18 protein-coding genes are annotated in these 19,375 nt (G+C 59.0%); 10 read left to right on the forward strand and 8 right to left on the reverse strand.

The features are described 5' to 3' along the window. The first annotated feature begins 3 nt into the window (after nt 1-3). Nucleotides 4-801: a polyprenol monophosphomannose synthase gene (locus N688_RS03720; protein WP_202901835.1), complete on the forward strand. Its 798-nt coding sequence runs from the start codon at nt 4-6 to the stop codon at nt 799-801. Between the two features lie 147 nt (nt 802-948). On the opposite strand, the gene N688_RS03725 is transcribed toward N688_RS03720, so the two are convergent. The 5 genes from N688_RS03725 to N688_RS03745 form a co-directional block, all read right to left on the reverse strand. Further along, nucleotides 949-1,506, reverse strand: coding sequence for an NYN domain-containing protein (locus tag N688_RS03725; protein ID WP_052888028.1), 558 nt, complete (start codon nt 1,504-1,506; stop codon nt 949-951). Between the two features lie 164 nt (nt 1,507-1,670). Continuing rightward, nucleotides 1,671-2,690 carry a hypothetical protein gene (locus N688_RS03730; RefSeq protein ID WP_052888029.1) on the reverse strand — a complete coding sequence of 340 codons (1,020 nt, stop codon included), beginning with the start codon at nt 2,688-2,690 and terminating at the stop codon, nt 1,671-1,673. Nucleotides 2,691-2,973: 283 nt separating this feature from the next. Next, nucleotides 2,974-3,378 (reverse strand): CRISPR-associated protein Csx15, encoded by a 405-nt coding sequence (csx15, locus tag N688_RS03735; RefSeq protein ID WP_052888030.1) that lies wholly within the window; start codon nt 3,376-3,378, stop codon nt 2,974-2,976. 94 nt (nt 3,379-3,472) lie between these two features. Then, nucleotides 3,473-4,393, reverse strand: a complete 921-nt coding sequence (locus N688_RS03740; RefSeq protein WP_052888031.1) for a restriction endonuclease — start codon at nt 4,391-4,393, stop codon at nt 3,473-3,475. Between the two features lie 211 nt (nt 4,394-4,604). Then, nucleotides 4,605-5,492 carry a CRISPR-associated ring nuclease gene (locus tag N688_RS03745; protein WP_052888032.1) on the reverse strand — a complete coding sequence of 296 codons (888 nt, stop codon included), beginning with the start codon at nt 5,490-5,492 and terminating at the stop codon, nt 4,605-4,607. A gap of 56 nt (nt 5,493-5,548) precedes the next feature. On the opposite strand from N688_RS03745, the gene N688_RS03750 reads away from it, so the two are divergent. From N688_RS03750 to N688_RS03765, 4 genes are all read left to right on the forward strand, one after another. Then, complete coding sequence (locus tag N688_RS03750) at nt 5,549-6,763, forward strand: CRISPR-associated protein Csx3 (RefSeq protein ID WP_052888033.1); 1,215 nt, start codon at nt 5,549-5,551, stop codon at nt 6,761-6,763. Nucleotides 6,764-6,966: 203 nt separating this feature from the next. Next, on the forward strand, nt 6,967-7,287 hold the full coding sequence (locus tag N688_RS03755; RefSeq protein WP_052888034.1) for a DUF805 domain-containing protein: 321 nt from the start codon (nt 6,967-6,969) through the stop codon (nt 7,285-7,287). 455 nt (nt 7,288-7,742) lie between these two features. Beyond that, on the forward strand, nt 7,743-8,417 hold the full coding sequence (locus tag N688_RS03760) for a response regulator transcription factor (RefSeq protein WP_052888035.1): 675 nt from the start codon (nt 7,743-7,745) through the stop codon (nt 8,415-8,417). 165 nt (nt 8,418-8,582) lie between these two features. Further along, nucleotides 8,583-10,214: a sensor histidine kinase gene (locus N688_RS03765; protein ID WP_052888036.1), complete on the forward strand. Its 1,632-nt coding sequence runs from the start codon at nt 8,583-8,585 to the stop codon at nt 10,212-10,214. A gap of 28 nt (nt 10,215-10,242) precedes the next feature. On the opposite strand, the gene N688_RS03770 is transcribed toward N688_RS03765, so the two are convergent. Continuing rightward, nucleotides 10,243-10,716, reverse strand: coding sequence for a hypothetical protein (locus tag N688_RS03770; protein WP_052888037.1), 474 nt, complete (start codon nt 10,714-10,716; stop codon nt 10,243-10,245). Nucleotides 10,717-11,101: 385 nt separating this feature from the next. Here N688_RS03770 and N688_RS03775 point away from each other — a divergent pair, with 385 nt between their 5' ends. Beyond that, nucleotides 11,102-11,869, forward strand: coding sequence for an SDR family oxidoreductase (locus N688_RS03775; RefSeq protein ID WP_052888038.1), 768 nt, complete (start codon nt 11,102-11,104; stop codon nt 11,867-11,869). Between the two features lie 75 nt (nt 11,870-11,944). Here N688_RS03775 and N688_RS03780 read toward each other — a convergent pair whose 3' ends face one another. Together N688_RS03780 and N688_RS03785 are read right to left on the reverse strand one after the other, a co-directional pair. Then, on the reverse strand, nt 11,945-13,759 hold the full coding sequence (locus N688_RS03780; protein ID WP_420341010.1) for a chloride channel protein: 1,815 nt from the start codon (nt 13,757-13,759) through the stop codon (nt 11,945-11,947). Between the two features lie 185 nt (nt 13,760-13,944). Then, nucleotides 13,945-14,451 (reverse strand): MarR family winged helix-turn-helix transcriptional regulator, encoded by a 507-nt coding sequence (locus N688_RS03785; RefSeq protein ID WP_081838483.1) that lies wholly within the window; start codon nt 14,449-14,451, stop codon nt 13,945-13,947. 247 nt (nt 14,452-14,698) lie between these two features. Between N688_RS03785 and N688_RS03790 the strand changes: the two genes are divergently transcribed. From N688_RS03790 to N688_RS03805, 4 genes are all read left to right on the forward strand, one after another. Beyond that, nucleotides 14,699-15,568 carry a CHRD domain-containing protein gene (locus tag N688_RS03790; RefSeq protein WP_052888039.1) on the forward strand — a complete coding sequence of 290 codons (870 nt, stop codon included), beginning with the start codon at nt 14,699-14,701 and terminating at the stop codon, nt 15,566-15,568. A gap of 430 nt (nt 15,569-15,998) precedes the next feature. Next, nucleotides 15,999-16,427, forward strand: a complete 429-nt coding sequence (locus tag N688_RS03795) for a GntR family transcriptional regulator (RefSeq protein ID WP_052888040.1) — start codon at nt 15,999-16,001, stop codon at nt 16,425-16,427. Next, nucleotides 16,424-17,530: a DUF5808 domain-containing protein gene (locus tag N688_RS03800; protein WP_052888041.1), complete on the forward strand. Its 1,107-nt coding sequence runs from the start codon at nt 16,424-16,426 to the stop codon at nt 17,528-17,530. Before N688_RS03795 ends, N688_RS03800 begins: the two co-directional genes overlap by 4 nt. Nucleotides 17,531-17,641: 111 nt before the next feature. Continuing rightward, entirely contained in the window at nt 17,642-19,270 is a 1,629-nt protein-coding gene (locus N688_RS03805) for an FAD-binding oxidoreductase (RefSeq protein WP_052888042.1), read from the forward strand. Nucleotides 19,271-19,375: the final 105 nt, after the last annotated feature.

Consider the following 19,375-nt stretch of genomic DNA (forward strand, 5'->3'; position numbering starts at 1 on the left):
TCGATGATGAAAACTCTGATCATCATTCCTACCTACAACGAGAAAGACAACCTGCGTCCCCTTATTGGGGAGATCTTTCGCTACGCGCCAGCAGTGGATGTGCTGATTGTGGACGACCATTCACCTGATGGTACGGGAGAGCTGGCGGAGGAGCTAGCCAAACAGGATGCGCGGGTGCATGTAGTGCATCGTTCGGGGAAGCTCGGACTGGGCACAGCCTATATTACGGGCTTTAAATATGCCCTGGAGCGGGGCTACGATGCTGCGTTTGAGATGGACGCAGACTTTTCGCATGATCCGCGCTATCTCCCTGACTTTCTGCGTCTCATTGAAGAGGCCGATCTGGTCATTGGTTCGCGCTATATCAAGGGAGGGGCGACACCCAATTGGCCCTTTTTGCGGCGCCTGATCAGTGGGGGCGGTAATATTTTCGCGCGCACCCTTCTGGGTCTGCCGGTGCGTGACTGTACGGCTGGCTATCGCTGTTATCGTCGCGAAGTCCTGGAAAGCATCGATCTTGACTCGATTCGCTCGCATGGATATGCCTTCCAGGTTGAGCTCGTCTATCGGGTCTGGCGTCAGGGCTTTCGCATTGTCGAGACGCCGATTGTCTTTGTGGACCGGCGAGTGGGCCAGTCCAAGATGTCGAAGGCCATCGTCTTAGAGGGCTTTCTCTTTGTTCTGCGCACTCGGTTGGGCCGTAAGCCGCAGCTGCCACCGCCGCTACGGCGTGAGGCCGTCCTGGTGGGAGGGGCCTCCGAAGAGGAAGAACACGAGCGGGTGCCTGAGACGTCGCGTTAGGCTCATGTGCCTGCCGTGAGGTGGCTTCTGGCTACCGCTCTCCCTTTGCAGCCTGGTGATCGCCTGACGAGCAAAAAGTGGGCCAGCCGGGCGCTGCTGAAGCGGCTGAACTCTGCTGCCATCCTGATGGCGGCTGGTAAGGTTGCTTCAGTAGCGTCTTTTTTTCTGAGGGCCGCGCTGCTGGTGACGCTGGGGTCGACGCTGTCTGGAGAAAGGGGCCTCATCTTCGTAGTCTTCTAGCTTGAAAGAAGGGTCAAGCCCATAGAGGGCGCGCATCCGTATCTGATGGGCGAAGCGCTGGGCCAGACGACGTGGAGGAGCGTTCAGACGAGTGGCCAGGCCCTGAGTGGACTCGGCCAGGCCGCCTTGGCCGATGACGGCCTGACGTACCTCGCTGTCGTCGCTAAAAAGCTGGACCTCGTGTCCGGCGGCCCGGGCCTCGCGGGCGAGGCGGGCAATGACCTGATCGGCGTTTTCGCCATGTTGTGAGTAAATAATGTGGATACGTCTCTCGTAGAGGTGTTGCTCGTGTTTGCCTGCGCCATCGAAGACGACCGTGACCTGGTAGGGGGTATGGCGATAGCGATGGGCGAGCTGGGTGATTAAGAGCTGGCGGGCGCTTTCCAGACTTTGAGCCAGGGCGGCGCGAAACTGCGGGTTACGTCGAATCACGTTGTAGCCATCAACAAGAATGTATTGTCCCATTGTTCACAGTCCTCTCTCGTACGTTCCGCGAAGGAAAGCCTCCTCTATCCAGCGGGCAGCCTGCTCTGGCCGAAGACGCCGATTGTGCAAGCGATCGGTATCGGTCGATGCTGTCAGACAGACAAAGGTTCTGCTCTCCTTAGCTGGGGCCTGCGGAGTGATCTTCAATGAAACCATTGTATCCATTGGAGGAAGAGGGTGATAGTCCCACGAATATCGATGTGGATGGCTCTCAGCAGCAGGGCATTAAAGGCTGCTGAGAGTTCGGCGAGCAAGATTGCTGCCAGGGCGAGCGTCAGGAGGGCTAGCAGAGGGAGAGAGAGCCAGAGGAGAAAGGTGTTTGCTCCTTGCTGGTGGGCTTTTTTGGGGGCTATGCTGCGAGTGCTCTGGTCTTGAGCGGCTGTGGAAGTTGCTCGGGGAGTGAGGTGCGTGGCTGAAGCCAGGTTGTGCTTTGGGGTGGTCTGCTGATGGGGTGAGGAGGCTGTCGAAGAGGAGGAGGCCGGTGGGAGAAGGAGAGGAGTCTGCTCGTTGAGGGGAAGGTTGCGGGAGGGAGCTATGGCTCTGTTCTCGACGGTCGCCGTGGTCTCTGTTGGGGGAGTGGAGGAGGAGGGATGTGCTTCCGGAGCGGCTGGAGCTGGACGTGTTGGGGGGAGAGGCTGCACGTTCTGCATTTCGACTGTCTCGATGGCGGCGATGAAGGTCGAGGGAGAGCTGAGGACGCGGAAGCGACCGGCCTGGAGGCAGGTGAGCAGAGGCTCTTGCGTTGAGCTGCTCTCGTTTATCTGACAGGTGCAGGGATCGGAGGAGGTGGAAGTGGGGGGGGAGACTGTTGGAGCGGGAGCAAAAAGGATTCCTTCGAGGGGGGGAACTTCACGACGGAAGGGGAGGCCAAGCTCAGCGACGCAGGCACCGCAGATACGGTGCACGTGGTCCCAACATTCGGGACAGGCGGCGCGGCGGCAGCGGAAGCAGAAATGGGACATGCTCATCAGGGCAGCCTCCAGCACTGCAGGGCTGGCCAGGTGTAGCTCTGGGTGCAGGTGTGAAGGGGCAAAGATGGCCCCGCAGGTGCTGCAGGCGACTGTAGTGTGCTCCGTCGTCGGCGGACGATAGATGCGCCGGACGCTGCGCGGCTGGCCATGCAGCTGAGGAGACTGATCTGATCCTGGCATGCCTTCGTTCATGGCTCGCTGCCCATCTCCGTTCGCTTCGAGTTATGCACAGTTCAAGGCTGCTCCGCAAGCCGCCGCCTGTCGGCTTCGTCTGGCGAGGCGAGCACTCGGTGAAATACGAAGAAGAAAGGTTTGGCCCCTCTGTTAAAGAGTATACCCTACGGGCAAGAGAAGGTGGGCAAGCCGGGCCTCACATTTGCGGGAACAGTCCCCTCATCTGGATTGGACCCGTTGCCTACTAGAGGGTGCCAGACCCTTCCTAGGCTGTGCGGCGACGGAGACGGCCTGCGTCCAATCACTGACAGTCAGTATGCTGATTAGCCAGGCGGCGCATGCGTGCCTGATCCCGCAGCCCTTGCAGATTGACTATTTCGGCTACTTCGTAGTCGGTGGCGCCGTGATGGCGAGGGCGCAAACGGATGACTGAGGGAAAGTGGCCCATGCGCCCATGAAGCTCGGCCAGCAAGGCTGTCGCCACAGGCGAGTAGCCGGGAGGATTAATCAAGATGGGAAGCGTTTGCCACTCTTCAGCTGTGAGATTGGCTTGATTGGCGATGGCCACCACCTGGGGGACCAGCTCTTTGGTTTCATCAATGCGAACGGGGATAGGGCGGACCTCTTCGATTCGCTCGATCAGGCGCTCGGCGATCTGGCGCAGCTGCTCTTCGGTCAGTGGGTGAGCAAAATTTAAAATAATCATGGTCTTTCTCCTGTCTTGGCGAAGCGTCGCTGGCGTTGGTCTTTCCCAAAGAGATGAGCAGGTCTCAGGGGGATGGCAGCCACCCCCCTCGGCCTCAGCGTAGCACTTGAGCGATCTCGCTTACGAATTTCTGGCGATCCTCTGCGGAGAGTTTTCCATCCCTATAGGATTTTAGTACAATCGTGTTGATGCCTGTAAGCTCAATGAGTGCTTTATGGATCGCCGGGAGCGGCACATTGAGAATATAGAAGCGTTGTACATAGGTGCCGAGCTGCCTTGTACTGGTAGCGAGCTGCTTGATGGCTTTCGTATCGATGCCGGCTTGCTCTCCTGTTGGTGCTTTTTTTTTATGTTTTACCTCGATCACTCCATATCGCTGCCGAAAGCGTAGCATGATATCGATCTCGGCCTGGCTGTCCCCAATGTGCACTTGCTGACGAACTTCATAGCCCTCGGCTCTCAAGAGATCGGCCAGGGTCTGCTCGAAACGGGAGCCTTCGTCACCTTTTCCTTTTGTATCTTCATACCACTTATTTGATCCGAGGTGTAAGTCCAGGATGTCTTCAAGGGTGAGCTGCTCGCAAGAAAGATCGTTTTGTCTGACCTGCTGAGGTCTGCCATTCTGCCACTCGTACTCTATAAGGTTACCCTGTTTCAGTTCGCTTTGGAAGTAGAACATGGGGGCTTGCCATTCCTGGGCGACGTGGTAAGCAGCAAATGACATGACCTTGGTCCCGCCCGTCAGGTTGAACAGGCAATTCTGCCCTGATAGCTGCTTTTGCTCCAAGTGTTTCTTTAATGCATTGGCTGTTTTGTCTAGATCATATGGCTCTACGCAGAGGCCGCTGACACTGCAATCGAGGTCGCCATGCTTCTGGACAGTTTTCTGAAATCTGTCAAAAGCCTGGCGAGTAGTGCTTGTGTACAAACAAAGGACGCACGCAGGTTTGTAATGGAGAAGCGGTAAGAAATTAGGCAGGGTTTGTTCGCCCATCAAAGCAATCATCGTTACCATGAGGATCTGCTCCTTTCTCCTCTCGCTTTCAGAGGCAGACGACTGAGCTGAGCGAACTGCAAGCGGCAAGGGGACGGACCAATTGCTCTCAGCTCAGAAAGTACGATCAGTTTGCAAAGAACTGTTAATCTCTTTATACTCGAGCAGGTCAGGGGGAAGCCTCCTCAAAGGTGATGAAATTTCTCATAATGTCTTTGGAAGACACATATCATTATGGGATAGTATCGTTGTCTTGCTCCTGCTCCACTATCTGGGCGAATTTCTCACGCAGGAAGTGGTAGTGCAGCGAGTCTTGCTCGGGCAGCTCCCAGGCTTGATGACATAGGCTCAGCAGGACTGTCTTATGCGAATGAACGGTCGCCTCGCTCAAGTGCAGCTCTTCAGCGACCTGCTTTGGGCGGAGGCCTCTGGCAAAGGCGTGCAGCACACGCCGCTGTGCCGGAGTGGCCTGACGAAGCACCGCTCGACGGCGGCGTTCATCCTCAGCAGCGGCTTGCTGACGCTGCTGCTCGTAGATGGCGCGGAAAGAGAGTGAAGGGGAGTAGAGATAAGAGCCTAGCGTGGGCAGGAGCACCTCGATCAACCGGTGGCCGGTGTCGGGAGGAATGTGCATCTGGCGCCCTTCATCAACCTGCTTTTGTACTTCCCTGGGTGTGTAGAGATGCCAGATATGATCATGATGATCGAAATTGAAAATGGCGACTGAAATGGCCAGCAGCGTCATCAGACGCCTGCCGCCGCTGACAGAGAGGTGGATCACATAACCGCGGTGTTTGTAGTCACCGAGCAAGCGCTGGAGAAAGTTGAGAGAGGCGTCGATCTGGGGATCGGTCTGAATATCCTCTATCGGCTGTCCATTCAGCTCAAGTGCTTGCGACGAGAAGGAGATGGTCTTCTGAGCTGCCCGGTAGTAATTACCTGAAAATTCACTGGCCAGCAGTTTGCACGCCCTACTCAGGCGCAGATCTCCCCTGGTAGCGGGGTGGACAACCACTACTTCGCTAATAGGGAACCCTTTGGCTAAGAGAAGATCGAGCGTAAAAGTCACAATCTGGGGTTGGCCTCCCAGGGTAGCGATCAGTACGTGCTTTTTATCCATAGCGTGCTCCTTGTGTTGGTGAGAAGTTTCCATGTTGTAAAAGGAGGTAGCAACAGATGGTTTCGCTCCCTGCAGTGCTTATCGCTGGGACACCGCACTCTGGAAAATCTGTGCTGGCGTACTATCTCTGCCAGGCGCTCTGTGAGCGGAAAATTCCCCATTATCTGCTCAGGGCTTGCCCTGATGGGGAAGGTAACTGGTTCTATAGTGCTGATCCAGAGCGGGTCAGCGCGATTCGCCAGAAACATGAGGGCCCCTGGCCTGAGAGCTTTCGCACTCGTATTCGGGCTGATCTGTATCATCGTCGTCTTCCTCTCCTTGTGGACATTGGGGGGAAGCCATGTGAGTCTGATCAGGTGCTGCTAAAAGAATGCACCCATGCTATTCTCCTGCGGCGTGCCGATCAGCCTGTCGAGGCTCAACAGTGGCTTGACTTCATCAATGCGTCCCAATTGGAGCTGCTTGCTGATCTCTCCTCAACGCTCAAAGGCGAGTCGAGCCTGAGTAGCCGCGGGCCTGTGCTGGAAGGAACCATCAGCGGCCTGGAGCGCCAAAAGCCTGTCTCCCCTGGTCCTGTACTTGACGAGCTGATTGCACGCCTCTCCTCTCTTTTCAAGACGCCTGATCTGCAGAGAATTGAGGATGAATATCGCAACAATGCTCCTGTGAGGCCCATCGTTGACTTAGACAAAGAGCTGTCGCGTCTCCGTCCAGAGGCGAAGCGTTGGGAGCCAGACTTGCTCAGCCAGCTCCTGGGGTCGCTCTCTCCGGGGACCCCCTTAGCTGTCTATGGCAGAGCGCCCAATTGGCTCTACGCTGCCCTGGCCGCTTTTGCTTATCCAGCCGAGTTCTATCTCTTTGATACGAAACTTCCCTTGGCGTGGGTGCGGCCAGTGGAGGTCAAGCTGGCAGACAATGGCAACCATCCTGATCTCTGCGTGCAAGTGGAGGAATACGATGATTTCTGCTTGCTGGGCATCTCTCTCCCCGGCAAACGCCTGGAGTATTGGCAGCCTCAGCCGCTACCTCTGCCGTCAATTCCCCGCGGCAAAGGATTGGTGATAGACGGTCCTCTCCCGTTCTGGCTGCTCACAGCGATTATACGCTGCTATCTCCAGTATATGTGCCTGTTTGATCTGCCCTGGGTTGCTCCCGTCTATGTTGCCAGCGGGGAAGGGAAAAAACCTATTATTGTCTGGTCGCGGGTTCCTGACCGTTCTTTAGGAGAGGCTTATCCCAAGCTGCCTGAGAATAAGCCTGTCATTGGCTAGTGCTCCGATTCTTATGGAAGCTGGTTCAAAGCTCATGCGCAATAAGAGACGCTCTGTGACGTTTACTCATTGTGTGGACTGGATTGCTCTCCTATCAAGCGGCAGTGCTAGAACGTACCCGCAAGGCCCACTGCGCTTGTCATAATGAGGGTTCATGCTGGCTTTCGCTTGAGTCTACAACGGCCACGAGAAAGGAGTACGAAATGTCGTCGGATTCTGTTGCTGCAGCTTTTACATCTACATTGCTCTTTTCCTGTATAATTGGGTTGGCTGTTGCTGTTTTCGGTGTGCTGATCTTCTGGCAGATCTTTTCCAAGGCCGGTTACAGCGGCGCCTGGGCCCTCTTGATGCTGATCCCGCTGGCCAATCTCATAGCGCTCTGCGTGCTGGCCTTCGGTCGCTGGCCTGTCCATGATGAACTTGATCGCCTGCGCGCCTATACCGGCCAGTGGCAGGGCGGTGCTGTCCCCCCAGCCGCTGGACCCGGTTCCTTCTCTCAACCTGGCTTCCCTCCACGAGTCTGATCCCCACCCCATAGACAAATAGCGGGAGGTCGGCCTCTTGTAGCCTATCTCCTTGATGAGTCGCTGCTCCTGTTGCGGGAGTAAGCTCTCTTCGAGCGAGAGCAGAGGGCCGGCCTCCCTGGCTCTTTCTTGCATCAGCCCCGTCACCTCTCACGTTATCCCCTTGCCTGCAAGAAGACTTGTGCGGCCCGCTCTCAAACTACACTATAATAAAAAACGACTGTGTGCTCTCAGGTTCATCTCAGATGATTCTCAGGATTCATTCATTGGGAGCTGGCATACTGGGTCTGAGGAAGGAGGCAGAAGGGTGCGCTCGCTTGCAGCTTGTTGGGTTCCCCCTCTCTCCCTCTCTATGACTCAGTAGATCCTGGTAAGGCGTTGGCCTGGCTCGCCTGTGGCTGTAGCGTCACCGGCCACTGGCCAATGTGACTCACCAGTAGCCCGGAGAGAGGCCTATGAAGGCGCATATCCTGGTTGTTGACGATGATCCACGCATCACTAATCTCCTACGCAGGATTTTGGCCTACGAAGGGTACAGCGTAGCCATCGCCGCTACGGGTGATGAGGCCCTGATGCGCAGCCTGGAGCATCCCCCTGATCTGATGATCCTGGACATCATGCTGCCCGGGATCGATGGGCTGGAGGTTGTCCGCCGCCTGCGCGCCGCCGGCGATACGATGCCGGTCTTGATGCTCACCGCGCGCGACGCGATTCCCGATCGCGTGAAGGGCTTCGAAATGGGGGCCGACGATTATCTGGTCAAACCCTTCGCTCCCGAAGAACTCCTGGCCCGTGTTATGGCTCTCCTGCGTCGTAGCCAGGCCGAGCGCAGCGAGGTGCTGCGCTATGCCGACCTGACCCTGGATACTGGCACGCGCCTCGCCTACCGTGGGCAGCGCGAGATCGAACTCTCCCCGACCGAGTATGAGCTATTGGCCCTCTTTCTGCGCCGTCCCCGGCAGGTTCTCACTCGTGACCTGATCATGGAACGGGTCTGGGGACTCGACTTTGAGGGCTCGTCCAACGTGCTCGAGGTTTATATCGGCTACCTGCGCTCAAAATTAGAGGCTGGCGGCGAGCCGCGGCTCATCCATACGGTGCGCGGCATCGGCTATGTACTCAAAGAGTAGAGACCTGCATGCAGCGGCTTCCTTCCGTTGACTCAGGGACGGGTCGGATTCTCAGGCTCCGGCACGGAGGCCGCTTTAGCCAGAACTGGTGATCGGCCTGGGTTTGCCTGGGTCCTTCCTCGCGCAGCTACGTTAATTGAATGACAAGGGAAATGGAAGAAGTGTATGGGTGAGATTGGTGCCACTCGGGCAGCTGCCCGCCTGCGGGCCATGCCGCATACCTTGCGCCTGCGCCTGGTCTTTTGGTATGGCCTGCTGCTGACAATTACACTGGTGGCCTTCGGCTCCCTCATTTTTCTCCTGGCGAGTAGTGCCCTCAATCAGAGCGTCGTCACAAATACGCGCGTCGTCGGTCACGCTGCCCTGCTGGATGTCGAGCGCCAGCTGCGGCCAAATCCACCCTACATGCCTCTTAATCCTGATTTTCACGATATCGATCTCTATCGCACACCGATTGTCATTGCACTCCTGACCCCCGATGGCCAGGTGCTGTACGCCTCGAATGGCAGCCAGCTCAATATGCTGCCGCGCAATAGCGGGGCCTGGAATGCGGCTCTCCGCCGCCAGGAAGCCTGGTATACGACTGAAGTCAACGGTGACCGCTTGTATGTCGGCGTGCTTCCGGTCTGCCAGAGCAAGACAGCGAGTGGACTGCCTGCTAATGTCAGTGCGACGGTGGCTCCCACCTGTCAGGGGCCGCTTGTGGGCCTGCTGCTCGTGGCCAAGTCTTTCAACGACGTCGACAATATTCTCCTGCTGCTCAAGACGTTGCTGGTAGTGGCGAGCGCTGTCATTCTGATCGGCGCATTGGCTGGCGGCTGGTTCATTGTCAGCCATATACTCCGTCCGCTAGAGGACGTCGTGGCGACGGCGCGCGCCATCAAGGAAGCCACCGCTCGCGGCACCCGTATCGGCGATCTGAGCCTGCGAGTCCCGCGCCCGCGCCGCCACGATGAAATTGGCCTGGTGATCGATTCTTTCAATGCCATGCTCAGCGACCTGGAGCATGCCATTCGGGCCCAACGCCGTTTCATCGCTGATGCCTCACACGAGCTGCGCGCTCCCCTTACAACTATCCAGGGCAATCTCGCTTTCCTGCAGCGACACATCGAAGAGCTACCACCCGAGGAGCGGCGGACCATGCTTTGCGATGCCCATAGCGAGACACTGCGTCTGGCCCGCCTCGTGGACGATCTCCTGCTCTTGGCGCGGGCCGATGCCAGCTTCGCCCATCAGAATGCGGAAGAGGAGGCGCTTGCCCCTGGCAGCAATGGCCGTCGCGCTCTGCCCCCCGTCGTTGAGCTGGATCGAGTTGTACTGCACCTCATTCGTCAGTTGCGCCTCCGCCTTCAGGCTGAAGATTCTCCGCTCAAGCTAGAAATTGGACATATTGAGCCAGTGCGTGTGCGTGGTGAGGAGGAGAAGCTACGCCGTCTGATGTTGATCTTGCTTGATAACGCGCTGAAATATACTCCTGCTGAGAGCGAGCAGCAGCCGGGGCGTGTAGTCGTCTCCCTGGAGCGCCTTGGCCAGGAAGCCCTTTTGCGCATCAGCGATACGGGGATTGGCATTGATCCTGTTGACCTTCCTCACATCTTCGAGCGCTTCTATCGTGCTGACCGGGCTCGCCAGCGCCCGGGCACGGGCCTCGGCCTGGCGATTGCCCGCACGCTCGTCGAACAGTTTGGCGGTCGCATTGGGGCCGAGAGCGTGCCCGGTGAGGGCAGCACCTTCAGCGTCTGGCTGCCGGTTGCCTCCTCTGGTAGTCAGAGCAGCTCGGTACCGCTGAGCAGCTGAGACCGGCTGGCTGCGAACGGAAGCCGCCTTAAGGCTGTTGGCCAGATGCGTCCGCATCCTCTGCTGAGCGAGAGGCTGACTGCTTGTCAGCCGACTGCGCCAGATCCTCGGGATAAGTGAGATCGAAGAAAGGTGGAGGCTGCTCGGTACGAATATTGGGAGCATAGGGGCCGCTCCGCCCACGGCCCGAATGAGCATCATAGGCCCCATGACCTTGTAGGAGCTCCACGGCCTTGCGGGCGCTGGCGGGGGGCAGCCCGGCAACGCGCACAGTAACCAGGGCTCGCCCTGCCTGGAATTCTTGCGCATAGAAACGGGCCTCTTCTCCAGGGATGCCAGCTTCCGTGAGATAGTTCAAGTCCAGCTGGGGCCTGCGCATTTCCTGGGGATTGGCCAGGCCAACATAGTCGGCCCCAAAGCCTTCCGCTCGTAAGCTTTCATAGGCGTGCCGGGCCTGATCAATATCCTCGAAAACACCTACAACTACAGCACTCTCTGCCATGTCTGTTTTCGTCCTCCCTTCAGACTGCAGGCAAGACCGAGGACCATTGCTTGTTTGTCAGCTTGTCTGCTCGCTCGCTGGAAGTGAAGCTCGCAATGGCGACCTCCTCAATTTTGCCCGCTCAGTACTCGCCACTCTCACGAGGATTCCACGTGACAGAGGTTCCCCTGGTGACTCTACTATAGGGAGTGCGGCCAGGAAGGAATGCCCCTTGCGCCCTGGCTGGCTTCGCTGTCTTGGAGGCCGGTGGGCGGAGCCGGGGGCTAAGCTTCCTCGTGTTCTTCAATGAAGAGGCTGGCTGGACCTTGAGAGCGGCTGACAGCTGGGAGATAGGCGCTAGTGTCTATTTCAGGCTCAGTCAAGTCCTGAAAAGGAGAAAATAGCGATGCAATTGACTGAGAAGGTGGCACTGATCACAGGGGGCGACAGCGGTATCGGACGCGCCATTGCCCTGCGCTTTGCGAGCGAAGGAGCGCGTCTTGCCATCAGCTATGCCCATGCAGAGGAGAAAGCTGCGGAGGTGAAGCAGCTTATCGAACAGGCCGGGGGAACGGTTCTGGTCCTGCAGGCTGATGTCGCCCAATATCGGCAGGCCCTGGCCCTCGTTGAACAGACAGTTGAGCACTATGGGCGTCTTGATATCCTGGTCAACAATGCCGGCATGGAAATCCATCACCCCTTTGTTGACGTCACAGAAGAGGAGTTTGATCGCGTACTGGCGGTCGACCTGAAGGGAGCATTTTTCTGTGCTCAGGCCGCGGCCCGCCAGATGATCAGACAAGGCACAGCGGGGCGCATCATCAACATTTCTTCTGTGCATGAGGACCTGCCGATGCCGCTCAACGTACCGTATTGCTGCGCCAAGGGAGGTCTGCGTATGCTGACGCGCACGATCTGTCTGGAGCTGGCTCCCCATCACATCACGGTCAACAATATTGCTCCTGGGGCCGTCGATACCCCGATCGACGCCGATGTCAAAGCTGATCCTCAGAAATATCGAGCACTGCTAGCGGAGATCCCCCTCCATCGAATGGGCCAGCCCGAGGAGGTGGCTGCTCTGGCTCTCTATCTGGCCTCGGACGCTGCAGCCTATGTCACTGGCGCTACCTTTGTCATTGACGGTGGCCTGATGCGCAATACTGGCTCACTCTAGCCCTAGCGGAAGAGGCCAGACCAGTAAGTAGTTCTGGCCTCTTCCGCTGGTCTGGCCGCCTGACGTCCCCAGCCATCAAAGCGGCGTTCGCACCTCCTCGTTGCTTTCCCGGTCGGGTGGGGCCAGACGCTCCTCACGCAAGCGCAAGGCGCGCAGTCGTGGCCCAAAGGGGAAAAGCAGACGAATGCGCAGGACGCGCTCACGCTGTCGCTCTTCGATCAGTGTCCGTACCCGCGCCTGCAGCAGATCGCTGATCGAAACCAGACCAACGAGCCGGCCACTCTCGCGCTCGACCACCGGCAAGCGTGTCAGGCCAGTGGCGGCCATGCGATAGACCACCGGACGCAGCGGCTCATCGGGATGGCAGATGACTGGCTGACGTCGAATGGCCTGAGCCAACAAGCGCCCATCCTGTTGCTCTAACTGCTCCTCGCGGGCCAGCAGTTCCAAATCGCGCCGCGTCAGTACCCCGACGAGGCGCTCTTGTTCGTTGATCAAAGGATAGAGGCGCTGGCCATGCTGATGAGAGGCATGTCTCAGCGATTGCAGTAGCTCCTTCTGGGGCAGCGAGGCAGGCAGAGCCACGATGCTCGTGCGCATCACTTCGCGGATAAAGATGATTTCCAAGGGATCGATAGAGTACTCGCGCGTCAGGTGATAGCCGCGGCGACTGACCTTCTCGGTCAAAATGGAGCGTCGCATCACGAGGACCGTAAAGGTGTGGGCGGCAGTGACTGCGATCAGTAGCGGGAGCAAAGCATTCACATCGTGGGTTAGCTCCAGCATGAAGACGATCCCAGTAAAAGGCGAGCGCATGGTCCCGCCAAGGATGGCCCCCATGCTCACGAGAGACCAAAACCCCGCTCCCTCGGGAGGGAGCAAGGGGGTCAGCAACCCTCCGAGGGCGCCACCCATCAACAGAAGGGGCGCCAGTACGCCGCCGGAGGTGCCCGAGCCAAGCGAGATAGCCCAGATGGCAGACTTAACCAACAAGACGCCCAAAATGATCGTCAGGGGAACATTGCCCTGCAAAAGAGCGCTGATTGTATCGTAGCCTACCCCCAGAGCCTGGGGAAAGATCAGCCCACCCAGACCGATGGCCAGACCGCCGATGGCCGGCCACCACATCCAATGAATGGGCAACAGGCGAAAAGCGTCCTCTGAAGCATAGACCGCCACCGTTAACAGGGTCGAGAGCGCCCCAGCCAGCAGCCCAACAACAAGGCAGCAGAGCAGAGCCTGGGGGCCGATGAAGGCTGGGTGTGGTGGCGTTGGGAAGAGCGGCCCCAGACCGATCAGGTAGCGCCGCAAGACAGCGGCTGTGGCGCTGGCCAGGGCTACTGGAATCAGGCTGCGTGGCTTCCATTCGAAGAGGAGCAGCTCTACGGCAAGCAAGACCGCCGCCACTGGCGAGGCGAAGGTGGCTGACATCCCTGCCGCTGCTCCCGCGACCAGCAGCGTCTTGCGTTCGGCACTACTCAGGTGGAAGAGTTGGGCGATCATCGAGCCGAACGCTCCTCCGGTCATAATGATGGGTCCCTCTGCACCAAAAGGGCCGCCAGAGCCGATCGAGATGGCTGAAGAGAGCGGCTTGAGAAAGGCGACACGCGGCTGCACACGACTCCCGTTAATAAGAATCGCCTCAATGGCTTCAGGGATACCGTGACCACGGATGCGCTCAGAACCGTAACGCGCCATGAGGCCAATGATCAGAGCGCCAATGACTGGCACCAGCACCTCGAAGGGACCAAGGCGGTTGCCCGCTGGCGAGATCAGAGAAGTATCGAAGCGCTGGTAGAAGAAGAGATTGGTAAATAAGCCGATGAGTCGTAGTAAGACAAGGGCAACGATTGCCCCCAGGGCACCAATGGCAATGGCCAAGAGAGTCATGGGGAGCACGCGCGGTGTTGTGGTAAAATCGCCCAGGCGCCTGCTACCTTCGTCTTCCTGGTCCTCGCCCTTCAAGGCCTGGAGCAACGTCGTCCAGAGACCAGCTCGCCGCTCGGCCAGCTGGCAACTTATCCCGGCCCCAGCGGAGAGCTGTCCTGTCAGACCTCCTGCAAGATCATGTTCAATCATTGCTCTTCATCCTCTTGAGCCACTTGCTCCTCTTGATTCACGTTCTGGTGACGAGGCTCATGCTCCTGCGACGTGCCGGTCAGGACGCTGTCCGTGAGAATGGCCTGCAGCGCAGCGACCAGGGCCGGCCCAACGATTTGCAGTTCGGCCCGGTGATAGGCGGCCAGCGTCCGCAGTACCTCTTCGCCGCGAGAAGTGAGCGAGAGAATGACCTGGCGCTGATCGACTGCATCGCGTTGTTTCTGCACCAGGTCGCGCTCAGCCAGACGGTTGATCAGCTCAACGGCACTGTGGTGCTGGACCTGCAGTCGCTCGGCTAGCTCGGTGATGGTGGCCTTGCGTCCTTCAGGCAGCCCCTTGAGGGCTAGTAACAGCTGATAGTGCTGCGGCTCCAGACCGGCTTCGCGCGCCACCTGCTCGCTGAAGCGCAGGAAGCGCCGGATCTGATAGCGGAATTCGGCCAGAGCGTGGTAGTCGATGGGCGGGTCCTGGTTGGGTGACATGAGCGCTCTCATTCTTGATTGAAACTATATCGTATTACGATAGAATTGTACGGCGGGCGAGACACTCCTGTCAAGGCGGCGGCGCTGTGGCTTTTCATGTAGCCCTTGATCTGCAATCCATCATGTCACTATTTGGCTTTTTGATATCTTTTGTATTGTCTAGATCATTATAATCTACTTATGGGTAAAGCACCATAATATCTTCATATAGTTTAAAAATATTTTAGCTATGAAAGGAGGAAGCAACATGCGTGCTCTCGAGTCGAGAGCTGCCGCCTGGACCAGGGCCGTGGGGGGGCTGGCGCTGCTCCTCATGTTGGCGGCCTGTGGGGCTGCGACCCCTTCCAGCGGTGCGGCGCCGAACAGGACCGCGGTAGCGACCACCTTCGCCAGCGCTGTCTTCAAGCATATGCCGACGGGGACGGCGCAGCTGATCTGGACGCCGCAGGATCACAGCCTGACCGTCAAAGTCACTATGCAGGGCTTGGTGCCAGGAACCAGCCATCCGGCACACATCCACAAAGGAAGCTGTCAGCATGCGGGGCCGGTCGTCTATCCTCTGCCGATGCTGCGCGCCGATGAGCATGGGCAGGCCAGCATTACCGCTGTCTTCAAAGGTGAGGCCGAAGGTATTCCTGCAACGGGCTGGTACATCAACGTCCACAATGGGCCAACGGCCATCACCGCGGACCAGATTCAGTCGATCTCCTGTGGTGACATTAGCAATCCAGCAGGCTCCTCGCCCAAGAGCCGGCAGCAGGTCAACGTGACCCTGGGTGAAGATGTTGCACCGAACCAGGCTATCAAAGGGCAGGCTCAGCTACGCCTGGAAGGGCATGCGCTCACTGTGCACGTCACAGTCAGCGGGCTGGTCCCTGACTCAACCCATGATTTCCAGCTCCATGCTGGCAGCTGCAGCAACATGGGCCAGTTGCTCTACAATCTCCAACCTCTGAAGGCCAATGCGCGTGGCGAGGCCGATGCCAGCCTGACCGTCAAAGGGATCAAGACCATGCCTTCCAATGGCTGGTATCTGGTGCTCTATCAGGCTAGCGGCGCCTCGGTGGAAGCCAATAGGGATATCATCGCCTGCGGCGATGTGCTTTCCGCGATCTAGGCGCACTGCTTCCTTGAGATGCGCGCGGAGAGAGCAGACGGCGAACAGTGCCTGTCAGGGCCTGGACAACGGCAACCAGCTCTGTCGCTGGCTGACTCTCTCGCGCTGCTTGCTGGAAGTTCCGTCGGCCAGCATTGCTCACCCCTTCGCCCATCGCTCCCTCCCAGCCGCACGGTCAGGACGGCAACGGCTGATATGAAGCCGCCAGGCAAGACAGCCAATTGCAAGAACGGGCTGTTCATGGGTACCCTCATGAGCAGGCCCAGGCCCCTCCGCGAAAGTGATCGGCAGGTCAACAACGATTCCTGCTCGCTGGCTCTTCTCCATGAAGGCACTCTCCCCTGTCTTTGCTTCCCTTACCAGCTGGGGGTTGTCCCTTTGTGCTATTTGCTATATAATTGATATAACAAATAGCCAAGGCAAGCTGACGATGTTGATCTTCATCGAACCGGAGAGTGAGAAGCCCATCTATCAGCAGATTCGCGATCAGATCGTCGAAGGCATTGCGCGCGGCGAGCTGCTGCCGGGGACGGGGCTGCCGTCGATCCGGCAATTGGCTGCCGATTTCGGCATCAACCTGCACACCGTCAACAAAGCCTACGAGCTGCTGGAGCGCCAGGGCTTCCTCCAGGTGCGGCGCAAGACGGGGGCCGTGGTCCAGCCAAGCGGTCGCCTGGCTGAGGATTGGGAGGCGCGCCTGTCTACACTGCTGGCAGAGGCGCTGGCCCAGGGGTTACCTGCGGAAGAGATCGTAGGACGCTGCCAGCGTGTGTTAGCCGCTCTGACCGATCGCGAACGACCCAGCGGGTCGTGTGCTCAGCAGGCAGGAGAAAGAGGGGAAAAGCCAGACAAACCATGAATGCTCTCTACGCTTGTATCAACGCGCTTATGCTCGTCTGGATTCTGATCGTCTTCTGGCTTGGGCTGGACCTGCTCCAGCCGACCTTACCCTTCGGCGTGCGTGTCCCGCCGACCCATGTGAATGAGCCAGTGATCGGGCAACTCCGGCGCCTCTACCGTCGAATGTTGCTGCTGACGGGGCTGGTGGGCTTACTGGCCTTGCTAGTGAGCACCTTGGCCTTGCCTCTGCGGTGGCAGATCTGGATAATGCCTCTGATGGTGGTAGGGGCAGCCGTCATTGCGAGTGCCCTCTATGCTTTCGTGCGTGGCAGGCTCCGGAGCGTGAAAGAGCGAGAAGGCTGGTATAGCGGTCTGCGCCAGGCGGTCGTGGTCGAGATAGGGGGGCCCGAACAACGTGTGTGGCCCTCTCCCCTCTGGCTCGGACTGGATCTCCTGCTGCTGGTGGCGCTCTGGGTGCTGACGGTCGTCCGTTATCCGATCCTACCGGAGCGTATTCCCCTCCATTTTGGTCCCGAGGGTCAGATTGATCGCTGGGGAGGAAAAGAAGAGCTGCTCTGGTTCTCCCTGCTCGCCCTGGGGCTCAATGGCCTGCTCCTCGGCCTGGCGCTTGCGCTTCCTTTAGGCAGGCGGCAGCTTGATCCGGCGGACCCAGAGCAGGCGCGTCGTGATCAGCAGCGCAGGCAGCAGGCTCTGAGCAATGTGCTGGCTGGTGTGTCAGGGATTGTGAACCTGAGCTTCTTTCTGATCCTTTTGCTGCTCACGCAGGTCATTCCACCGACGGATCTAGGTGTGATGCTCGTAGTAACCCTGTTGATTTTGCCCCTCGGGCTGGGGTGCCTGATGGTCTTCTATCTGACCCAGGCCAGGCCTGCGCGGGCCTATGCGATGCGCACGAACTATGTGGCGCGCGATGATGATCGTTACTGGAAAGGGGGCCTCTTCTATCTCAACCGCGATGACCCAGCGCTGTTTGTGGAAAAGCGCTTCGGGGTAGGCTGGACTGTCAATCTCGGTCATCCGCTCGGGGTCGGGTTGGTGCTTGCCCTCCTGTTGGTAGTGGTCGCTGTCCTCCTGATGGTTCTACTGCTTGGGCCGCGCTAATGCGGCGGAGGCAGGGGCTGGGAGAGGCTGTATGCTACAATCAGGAAGGGGGGCGGCCTCACGGTCGCCGGCCCCTGGTTTCCCAGTCTTTCCTGCATCAGGAGCAGAAGCATGAGCGCGAGCGCAAGACGGCGCAAATTCTGGGGTTGGGGCTATGAGGGGGATATCCTCAGCGAGGAGGAACTGAACTGGCTAGAAGGGACATGGGCGGCCTTCTTCGGTGTAGATCAGTTCGAGGCTACCCCGCCACCAACGGTGGAAGAGATTGATCTGCCTCCTCCGCGTCTGAGCGTTCCCTCTCAGCTCGCGGCCATCTGTACTACGGAGCCTTATGAACGACTGCGCCATGCCTATGGTGCTTCTTTTCCCGACTCAGCGCGTGCCTTTGCGCGCGACTTCTCTCATCCACCCGACGTAGTGGCCTATCCGCGCGATGTTCAGGAGATCGTGGCCCTGCTCGACTGGTGCTATGGCCATGATATTGTCGTGATCCCCTTTGGCGGGGGCACGAGCGTAGTGGGTGGCGTCGAGCCGCCGTCGGCAGCGGAGCGGGTGCTGACCATTGATCTGACGCACATGCGGCGCGTATTGGAGATCGACGAGCGGTCACAGGTGGCGCTGATCGAGGCCGGGGCTGCCGGCCCGGTCCTGGAGGAGCAGTTGCGGCCCGGCGGCTGGACGCTGCGTTTCTTCCCTCAATCTTTTGAATTCTCGACCCTGGGGGGCTGGATCGCCACACGCGCCGGCGGCCACTTTGCGACCCTGGCGACCCACATCGACGATCTGGTCGAGAGCGTCGAGCTGGTCACGCCGCGCGGCCTGGTGGTCACGCCGCGTTTCCCAGCGTCGGGGGCCGGACCCGATCCATTGCGGCTCTGGCTTGGCTCCGAAGGCATCTTTGGTCTGATCACACGGGCCTGGGTGCGCATTGTGCGGCGCCCAGGCTTCCGGGCCTCGGCCAGTGTGCGCTTCAACGATTTCGCCAAGGCCGGCGAGGCGGTGCGCGCCATTGCTCAAGCTGGCCTCTATCCTGCCAACTGTCGCCTGCTTGATCCGTTAGAAAGCCTGGGGAGTGGCCTGGGCAATGGGACGCAGGCGTTCCTGGTGCTGACCTTTGAGTCAGCTGATCATGCGCTTGATGCCTGGCTGCGGCGTGCGCTCGAACTCTGTGCCGACTATGGGGGCGCGGTGGAGTCGCAGGCGAGCGAGGGCGGCGGTGGCTCTCGCCACCGTCAGGGGGCGGCTGGTCGCTGGCGTCAGCGTTTCCTGCGCATGCCCTGGTATCGGGAGGCCATGACGGCCCGCGGCATCATCACGGATACCTTTGAGACCGCTGTGACCTGGGAGCGCTTTCCGCGCCTGTATGAGCAGGTGCGTAGTGCGACTGCGTGGGCCATTCACGAGGTGACCGGAAAAGCTGGCTGGGTCAGCTGCCGTCTGACGCATGTCTATCCCGATGGAGTGGCGGCCTATTTCACCTTCTGCGCCCTCGGTAAGAAGGATGGGCTGGTACGGCAGTTCTGGGAGATCAAGCAGGCGGCCCTGGATGAGGTGACGAAGCAGGGTGGCACGATTACCCATCATCATGCGGTTGGACGTGACCATCGCCCCTGGTACGATCGTGAGCGGCCCGCGCTTTTTGCCGAGGTGCTGCGCGCGGCCAAAGAAAGACTTGACCCTCGCTGGCTGCTCAATCCGGGTGTGCTGCTCGACCCGCCCGCCGGCCAGCGCGTGATATAGTAATAGAGCGGACGCGGAACCCGACTGGCAAGTCGACGAGCCTGATCAGCATGCTGCTCGTGGGTCTAGGGTGTACAGACAGGAGCAAAGAGGCTCTCCAGGATG

The sequence above is a fragment of the Thermogemmatispora carboxidivorans genome, from assembly GCF_000702505.1.
GTDB lineage: Bacteria > Chloroflexota > Ktedonobacteria > Ktedonobacterales > Ktedonobacteraceae > Thermogemmatispora > Thermogemmatispora carboxidivorans.